Origin of the sequence: Acinetobacter sp. UBA2063, assembly GCF_002333245.1 — a bacterium.
Lineage (GTDB): Bacteria > Pseudomonadota > Gammaproteobacteria > Pseudomonadales > Moraxellaceae > Acinetobacter > Acinetobacter parvus.
Map to the genome: position 1 here is coordinate 1 of NZ_DDAH01000149.1, position 8,113 is coordinate 8,113.

An 8,113-nucleotide genomic window follows, 5' to 3' on the forward strand; every position below is an offset into this window, starting at 1 on the left:
CTAGGGTCTGTTGAGAATTACCGAGAGTTAATTACACTCGCGCACAATTGAATCATGGCTTCAAAACTCGTATCTGTTTTACAACTACGCATCGCTATACGTTTAAATTCTTTTAACTTACAGAAATAGTTTTCAATGAGATGACGCCATTTATACATAGTCGTATCAAATGCTCTTATTACTTTTCGATTAGATTTGGGTGGGATCACCACTTTCACTTTACGTTCATTGAGTTCTTGGATGAGCCAATCTGCATCAAATGCTTTATCCGCTAGTAATGCTTGAAAATCAACATCTTCAATTAAAGGTTTAGTTTCTACTAAATCGTGATATTGACCAGGCATTAATCGAAACTTAATGAGGTTGCCTAGACTATCCACTAAGGCAAGAATTTTACAGGTCATTCCACCTCGAGATTTACCTATAGACTGTTTGAAAGTCCCCCTTTTGCACCTTGCCCATGTCGATGAACTTTAACAATCGTTCCATCAATCATGGCGTATTCCAAATCAACATCTTCATTTACAGATGCAAAAATAGTTTCAAATACACCAGCTTTAACCCAGTCACGGTATCTTTTAAAGACGGTATTCCATTTACCAAAATGAGCAGGTAGATCACGCCATGGACTGCCCGTACGGGCAATCCATAGGACTGCTTCTAAAAATAATCGATTATCTTTTCCACTACGACCTCGATCGGTCACTTTACCTAGGCAAAAAGGTTCCATTTTTGCCCATTGGGCATCAGTAAGTATGTATCTATCCATAGTACTATTATAAATTAATCAGTAGCCTTTGTTAATTCTCAACAAGCCCTAATATCACTCAATAAAAGAGAGTTAAATATAGCTCTCTTTTTACGTGACATTTACATAAGTAATAAAGGGTTACAGAGTATACACAGTTGTCTACATGACACTTGAAGAGAATATAATTATAGTGAGTCTAAGAAAGATAAAGAGATATATTGATATCTCAGAACGCATGATATTTCTCTCCCAGACTTTTCCCCCGAAGTCTGGGATTTTTTTATCTGGATTTTTTCCAATAAAAAACCACTGATCATTCAGATTCAGTGGTCAATATTAATTCCTGAAATTATTTTTGATTTACTTTCTGTTCAATTTCTTCAATGCTGGTGTGGCGCACATCCATTCCCTTAGCCATATAAATCACCTGCTCGGAAATGTTGCGCGCGTGGTCACCAATCCTTTCCAATGAACGCAGCACCCACATCACATTGATGACACGCGAAATATGGCGCGGGTCTTCAATCATATAGGTCATCAGGGTACGCGTTGCCGACTGGTATTCACGGTCAATATCCACATCCGCCATCACCACCTTTAAGGCCTGATCCACATCCAGACGGGCAAAGGCATCCAAAGCATCATGGATCATCACGCGAACCTGGTTACCAATATGGCGTGTTTCCATATAACCACGCGGTGACTCCCCCTCTTTACACAGGTTTTGGGCAATACGCGCAATCTTTGCTGCTTCGTCACCAATACGTTCAAGGTCGGTATTGGCCTTGCTCATCGCAATGACCATACGCAGGTCAATCGCTGCGGGATGGCGGCGTGCCAGAATCAGGGTTAAGCCCTCATCAATATCCCGTTCAAGCTGATTGACAGTATTGTCCTTGAACTGAACATCAATCGCCAGGTTTGCGTCGGTATCCAGCAGGGCATGAATTGCATTGGCAACCTGTTGCTCGACCAAACCGCCCATGGTCATAAACTTGGTATGCACATCTTGTAAGTCTTCATTAAATTGTGAAGAAATATGGTGACTTAACACAGGATTACTTGGACTCACAGTATGCCTCCACTAGACACATGGAAAATGATGGGTGATTAAAACACAGCAATGATGAAACTTTTATGACAATAACACAGCTGAGTCAAAAGTCGATTGGTGCGAATTGATAAAACAAAAATCTAAAAATCTGTTAGTCTAAATACCTAGCTTGACGGAGCGCAGTTAATTAACTGCTGAGATTATCTTAATCACAAGATTTAAAGACAAGTACCGTTGAACCTGATCAGGTTAACACCTGCGTAGGAATCAAGCCCAACAAAAGCCTCGCCTTTATTTATCAAAGAGATAAATTCGCTATCGTTTTTGCTCGTGCTTGATTCGTTAATGTAATACATAAGGATCATGCCATGAACCAATTAACGAATCTTCCCTCTGCTGATATTTCCGCTCAACATGAGCAAGATGCTAAAGATTTAACCCGTATTTTACCCTCATCAAAAAAAGTCTATGTAACAGGCTCTCGCCCAGATATCCAAGTTCCATTTCGCGAAATTAGCTTGACAGAAACACCGACAGGTCTAGGTGGTGAATATAATCCACCTGTTATGGTTTATGACACCTCAGGTGTTTATACCGATCCTGATGTACAAATTGACTTAAATCAAGGTCTACCTTCTGTCCGTCAAACTTGGATTGAAGAACGTGATGACACCGATGTACTCTCAAGTTTAAGTTCTGATTTTGGTCAAGCTCGCTTAAAAGATATTCGTACTGCTGACATTCGTTTTGCTCATATTCAAAATCCTCGTCGAGCTAAAGCAGGTAAAAACGTTACCCAAATGCACTATGCCAAACAAGGCATAATTACGCCTGAAATGGAATATATTGCAATTCGTGAAAATCAACGCCAAGGTGAAGGCGTAGACATGCGTCAGCATGCAGGACAAAACTTTGGTGCTCAGAATTTAAGAGAAATCACCCCTGAGTTTGTCCGTCAAGAAGTTGCCGCAGGTCGTGCGATTATTCCTGCCAACATTAATCATCCTGAAATTGAACCAATGATTATTGGTCGCAACTTTTTAGTAAAAATTAATGCCAATATTGGCAACTCGGCACTCGGTTCATCAATTGATGAAGAGGTGGCAAAAATGACCTGGGCAACCCGCTGGGGCGCCGACACTATCATGGACTTATCGACGGGTAAGAATATTCATGAAACCAGAGAGTGGATTATCCGTAACTCTCCTGTACCAATTGGTACCGTGCCTATTTATCAAGCTTTAGAAAAAGTAGATGGTGTCGCGGAAGATCTCACTTGGGAAATCTTTAAAGACACTTTGATTGAGCAAGCTGAACAAGGTGTCGATTATTTCACCATTCACGCAGGTGTGTTATTACGCTACGTGCCTATGACCGCCAATCGTCTGACAGGCATCGTGTCGCGTGGTGGCTCAATTATGGCGCAATGGTGTCTTGCGCATCATCAAGAAAACTTCTTGTATACGCATTTCGATGAAATCTGTGAAATCATGAAAGCCTATGACGTTTCATTTAGCTTAGGTGATGGGTTACGTCCAGGCTGTGTGCAGGATGCCAATGACGAAGCACAATTTAGTGAACTTAAGACATTAGGTGAACTGACACATCGCGCTTGGGAACATGATGTACAGGTGATGATTGAGGGTCCTGGTCATGTGCCAATGCATATGATCAAGGAGAATATGGACCTACAACTGGAAGTGTGTAAGGAAGCGCCATTCTATACACTGGGGCCATTAACAACTGACATTGCTCCAGGTTATGACCATATCACCTCGGCGATTGGTGCCGCGATGATTGGCTGGTATGGTACTGCCATGCTCTGTTATGTCACACCAAAAGAGCATTTAGGTCTACCCAACAAGAAAGATGTCAAGGATGGGATTATCACCTATAAGATTGCGGCGCATGCAGCGGACCTGGCAAAGGGGCATCCAGGTGCACAGGTACGTGACAACGCACTGTCCAAGGCACGTTTTGAGTTCCGTTGGGATGACCAGTTTAACCTGAGTCTGGACCCAGATACGGCACGCAGCATGCATGACGAAACCTTGCCAAAAGAGGCACATAAATCAGCGCATTTCTGCTCCATGTGCGGACCAAAATTCTGCTCCATGAAGATTACTCAGAATGTGCGAGATTATGCGCAAAATCAACACAATGCCAATCAGTCAAATGATGTGCAAAAAGATATTGAAGCAGGTCTCAGTGCCATGAAAACCGCTTATCAGGAAAATGGTCAAAAATTGTACCACAAGCTGTAAATCGCCTAAAAAAAGATTTGCCCATGAATCATTCTCGGTTAGGATGAGATATGTACAATCTCATCCTGATTGAAGATGAATATTCTTGACCACGCCAGCTATTCAGCATCCGACGTTACGATAGAATCTCGAGAGTTTCTATTCCGAGGATTCATTCAAGTTGAGAAAGTGAGCTTTCGACACCGACTGTTTAATCAGCCAGATTACTCACCCGTGATTCAGCGTGAGCTGATCCATCGCCCAGAAGCCGCTGGTGTCTTGCTTTATAATGACCAACAACAACGCTTTGCACTCATTGAGCAGTTTCGGGTCGGTGCATTAAATGACTCCGAGTCAGCATGGCAACTTGAAGTCATTGCTGGTGTGCTGGATGGAGACGAAGCACCAGAAGACTGTATCCGTCGGGAAAGCCTGGAAGAATCGGGTTGTGAGGTTCAACAGCTCCAGCATTTATTTAGTTTTTACCCTTCTGCGGGGGCATGCTCGGAATTTTTTCACTTGTATGCGGCAGAAGTAGAATTACCAAAAATGGGGGGCATCTTTGGGATGCCAGATGAAGGGGAGAATATCCAGCTTCATTTATTTGACTATTCAGAACTAGGCACTTTACTTAAGAATGGACGTTTGAGAAATGCACCTGTGATTATGGCATTGCAGTGGCTGGCTCAACACTTACAACAACGATAAGAATCTGAGGGACTACAGACGGTGACTTTCCAGGTCTCAGCGTTATCGCAAAAAGATTTTGTGATGATACAGATTACTGATACCCATTTACTGGAGTATCCGCATCTGGAGTTTGTCGGGATGCATCCCGAGCAAAGCTTTCATGCAGTAATCGACTTGATGCGCCAACAGCACCCCCATATTGACCTGATTGTGCATACAGGTGATCTGGCTCAGAACCCGACACCAGTGACCTACAATCGCTATCTGCAACATATGCAGAGTCTGGGCATTCCTTTCTTCCATACCCCAGGCAATCATGATGATGTTGTCCATTTTCCTTTCCATGAAAGCGACCAGACACAGGTAACGGTTGTTGAACTTGGCAAATGGTGCATTATTTTACTGAACAGTGCACAGCCACAGCGTATTGATGGAAAAATCGCGGATGGTCAGTTGGCACAGTTGACCAGACTATTACAACAGTTAAAAGACCGCTATGTGCTTATTGCCTGCCATCACCATCCTTTTGCGATGGAATCTGCTTGGATTGATCAACATAAACTAAAGAACTCATCTGATTTACTCGAAACGATTCGACCTTTTTCAAATATCAAAGCCATCATCTGTGGTCATGTCCACCAAGACTCTATTAACGGATGGCAAGATATTCAATTTTTATCAACTCCATCAACCTGTATTCAGTTCAAACCGAAAAGTGATAAATTCGCCCTGGATGAGGAACATCCTGGTTACCGTTATATCTGCCTTAAGGCCAATGGCGAGCTGGAAACACAGGTCTATCGGCTTCCGACTTCCCAGCGTATGAACAGCTCAGAAGTTTTGGGATATGATTAGCGACTGTTGATTACAAATCACATCCACGATTTCTCACGAAATCTAGACAGGAATGACTACCATCTTGTCTAAAAACTCTATATGATGACGACCCCTGATGGGGAAAACCATCTTCGGTTTATATAAAAACACTTGCATATCACCATATTTTTTGCGTATAGATAGTACGTGTATGATGAGGAATGCCCTATATGGCGAATGACAACCAAAATCAAGTCCTGGACGAACAGACAGAAGTGATTGACGATCAAAAAGCGCCTGTAAAACGTGTGCGTAAAACCAAACCCAAGTCTGCGGAAGGTGGAACCACCGCAAGTCTGTTTGGCATCGCACCTTATCAGCCAAAGAAAAACGAAGAATATATGTCTGAAAGGCAGCTTGAGCATTTCCGCCAGATTTTGAATGCATGGAAAGCTGAGTTAATGTCTGAAGTTGACCGCACCCTGAACACCATGCAGGATGAATCAACTGCATTGCCTGATGTCAATGACCGAGCAACACAGGAAGAAGAGTTTGCGATTGAGTTACGCACCCGTGACCGTGAGCGTAAGCTGATTCGTAAAATCGAACAGTCGATTGAGGCGATCCAGAACGAAGATTATGGTTTCTGTGAAACCTGTGGCATTGAGATTGGCCTACGCCGTCTGGAAGCACGTCCAACGGCAACGCTCTGTATCGATTGCAAAACTTTGGCAGAAATCAAAGAAAAGCAAAACAACGGTTAATTTTGACAACCGTGTTAAGCCATGAAGCGAAGCACAGCTTCGCTCTTGCGCAGCGGCAAAGCGATACTTTGCTTAATCGTCGCTCATACATCGGACGTTTTGCCCCCTCTCCCACTGGCCCCTTACATTTTGGGTCCCTGCTTACCGCAGTCGCAAGCTATTGTGATGCCAAGGCCAATCATGGCAAATGGCTGGTTCGCATTGAAGACACCGACATTCCACGCATTTATCCCCATAGTGAAGCCCACATTCTCTCCTGTATTGATGCATTTCAGTTTGAACCTGATGCCGAAATCATTTTCCAGAAAGATCGTTTAGAGCTTTATGAACAGGTGCTTGAACAGCTTAAACAAATCCAGGCGGTTTATGCCTGTCAATGCACACGTAAAATGCTGGGTTCCAATCATATCTATGCAGGTACTTGTCGTGACCTCCGTCTTGATTTCAGCCAGCAAGCGATTCGCCTAAAGGTCACTGATCAGCGCATTTGTTTTGATGATCGTTTACAGGGCCAGCAATGCTCAAACTTGCAACATGATCTCGGCGATTTTGTGCTAAAACGCCGAGATGGCATTATTAGCTACCAATTGGCTGTCGTGGTCGATGATTATTTACAGGGGATTACCCATGTGGTTCGTGGTGCAGATTTACTGGATAATACCACTCGCCAAATCTGGCTCGGTTCACTGTTAAATTATCCCGTTTTAAACTATATGCACCTCCCGCTTGCCATGAATGATCAGGGACAAAAACTGTCAAAGCAGAATATGGCGCAGGCATTAGGCACTTCTAAAGCTCCAGAACTGCTACAGCAGGCGATTTTAGCGCTAGGTCAGCCTGATATTGAACTTGACCAGCCCCGAATTATGCTCAAACAAGCGGTGCAACAATGGAATATTGCTTTAATTCCAAAAGGTATTCATTTGGCTGGAATATACCTATAGGCAATAAAAAAGCCCTAGGCATGGCAAAGGGCTTCTGTAAAACTTTTAGGCTTGATTGACTAGAAGTTTGATTCTTCTTTCACAGGATTTAACTCTTGCGTTGATGCATCAATTTTCAGAATCAAACTGATCATGGCTGCACACATCATCAACGATGTACCACCATAACTAATGAATGGCAGTGTTAAACCCTTGGTTGGCATCAAGCCCATATTCATGCCTGCATTCACCAGAATCTGTAGCAGGAAAATAATGCTGATGCCATAGGCCAAATAGCCTGCACGCAGGTAGTTGTGTTGCAATGCACGGTGGCCAATACGAATACAGCATGCCAGCATGGTAAATGACAGCGCCATCACAATGGTCACGCCAACAAAACCAAACTCCTCACCTAGAACTGCCAACATAAAGTCAGTATGTGCTTCTGGAAGATAGGACAGCTTCTGGACACTGTGTCCCAATCCCGTGCCAAACCATTCACCACGTCCAAATGCCATCAATGCATTGGAAAGCTGGTAGCCAACGCCCAATGGATCAGCCCAGGGATTGGTAAATGAAATCAGGCGCTGAAAGCGGAAAGGCTCAAACAGGATCAGTGCCGTCACGCCCGCAACAATTGCCCCCAGCATAATCAGGAACTGTGTTGCTGGCGCACCTGCCAGAAAAAATACACCCACCATCATCAAAACAATCACGACGGTGGCCCCCAAGTCAGGCTCAGCCACAATGAAGCCAACGGTTAGGGCCATGACACCACTCAGGCGCAGCAAACCTTTCCAGTGCGTTCGCACCTCTTTGGCACGGCGAACCACATAGTCAGCGGTAAAAATTGCCATCACGATCTTGGCAAT

General features: G+C 43.8%; 8 protein-coding genes and 1 riboswitch. Of the genes, 5 read left to right on the plus strand and 3 right to left on the minus strand.

The window, feature by feature from the left end:
* Positions 1–17: 17 nt before the first annotated feature.
* Both B4H32_RS06725 and phoU read right to left on the minus strand, forming a co-directional pair.
* A protein-coding gene (locus B4H32_RS06725) for an IS5 family transposase (protein ID WP_155756392.1) occupies positions 18–769 on the minus strand; the annotation gives its coding sequence in 2 pieces (ribosomal slippage) (positions 18–433 and positions 433–769; 753 coding nt in all).
* A 331-nt stretch (positions 770–1,100) separates the two neighbouring features.
* Positions 1,101–1,823 (minus strand): phosphate signaling complex protein PhoU, encoded by a 723-nt coding sequence (gene phoU, locus B4H32_RS06730; protein ID WP_004680754.1) that lies wholly within the window; start codon positions 1,821–1,823, stop codon positions 1,101–1,103.
* 145 nt (positions 1,824–1,968) lie between these two features.
* Positions 1,969–2,089, plus strand: a riboswitch (TPP riboswitch).
* An 84-nt stretch (positions 2,090–2,173) separates the two neighbouring features.
* Here phoU and thiC point away from each other — a divergent pair.
* The 5 genes from thiC (at position 2,174) to gluQRS (ending at position 7,262) form a co-directional block, all read left to right on the plus strand.
* Positions 2,174–4,069, plus strand: coding sequence for a phosphomethylpyrimidine synthase ThiC (gene thiC / locus B4H32_RS06735; RefSeq protein ID WP_004756348.1), 1,896 nt, complete (start codon positions 2,174–2,176; stop codon positions 4,067–4,069).
* A gap of 75 nt (positions 4,070–4,144) precedes the next feature.
* The gene (locus tag B4H32_RS06740) at positions 4,145–4,756 is read left to right on the plus strand and encodes an NUDIX domain-containing protein (protein ID WP_004680756.1); all 612 of its coding nucleotides are present in this window, start codon (positions 4,145–4,147) and stop codon (positions 4,754–4,756) included.
* 21 nt (positions 4,757–4,777) lie between these two features.
* Positions 4,778–5,593, plus strand: a complete 816-nt coding sequence (cpdA, locus tag B4H32_RS06745; protein WP_004680757.1) for a 3',5'-cyclic-AMP phosphodiesterase — start codon at positions 4,778–4,780, stop codon at positions 5,591–5,593.
* Positions 5,594–5,784: 191 nt separating this feature from the next.
* Entirely contained in the window at positions 5,785–6,318 is a 534-nt protein-coding gene (dksA, locus tag B4H32_RS06750; protein WP_004680758.1) for an RNA polymerase-binding protein DksA, read from the plus strand.
* Between the two features lie 11 nt (positions 6,319–6,329).
* Positions 6,330–7,262 carry a tRNA glutamyl-Q(34) synthetase GluQRS gene (gene gluQRS, locus B4H32_RS06755; RefSeq protein ID WP_414630952.1) on the plus strand — a complete coding sequence of 311 codons (933 nt, stop codon included), beginning with the start codon at positions 6,330–6,332 and terminating at the stop codon, positions 7,260–7,262.
* Between the two features lie 59 nt (positions 7,263–7,321).
* Here the strand turns inward: gluQRS and B4H32_RS06760 are convergent.
* A partial coding sequence (locus tag B4H32_RS06760; RefSeq protein ID WP_286800989.1) for a peptidoglycan glycosyltransferase FtsW occupies positions 7,322–8,113 on the minus strand: 792 nt, incomplete at its 5' end.

Bases quoted from the DNA above. Each gene is read 5' to 3' on its own strand.
- B4H32_RS06740 (WP_004680756.1), top strand. From the start codon at position 4,145: ATGAATATTCTTGACCACGCCAGCTATTCAGCATCCGACGTTACGATA.
- thiC (WP_004756348.1), top strand. From the start codon at position 2,174: ATGAACCAATTAACGAATCTTCCCTCTGCTGATATTTCCGCTCAACAT.
- dksA (WP_004680758.1), top strand. From the start codon at position 5,785: ATGGCGAATGACAACCAAAATCAAGTCCTGGACGAACAGACAGAAGTG.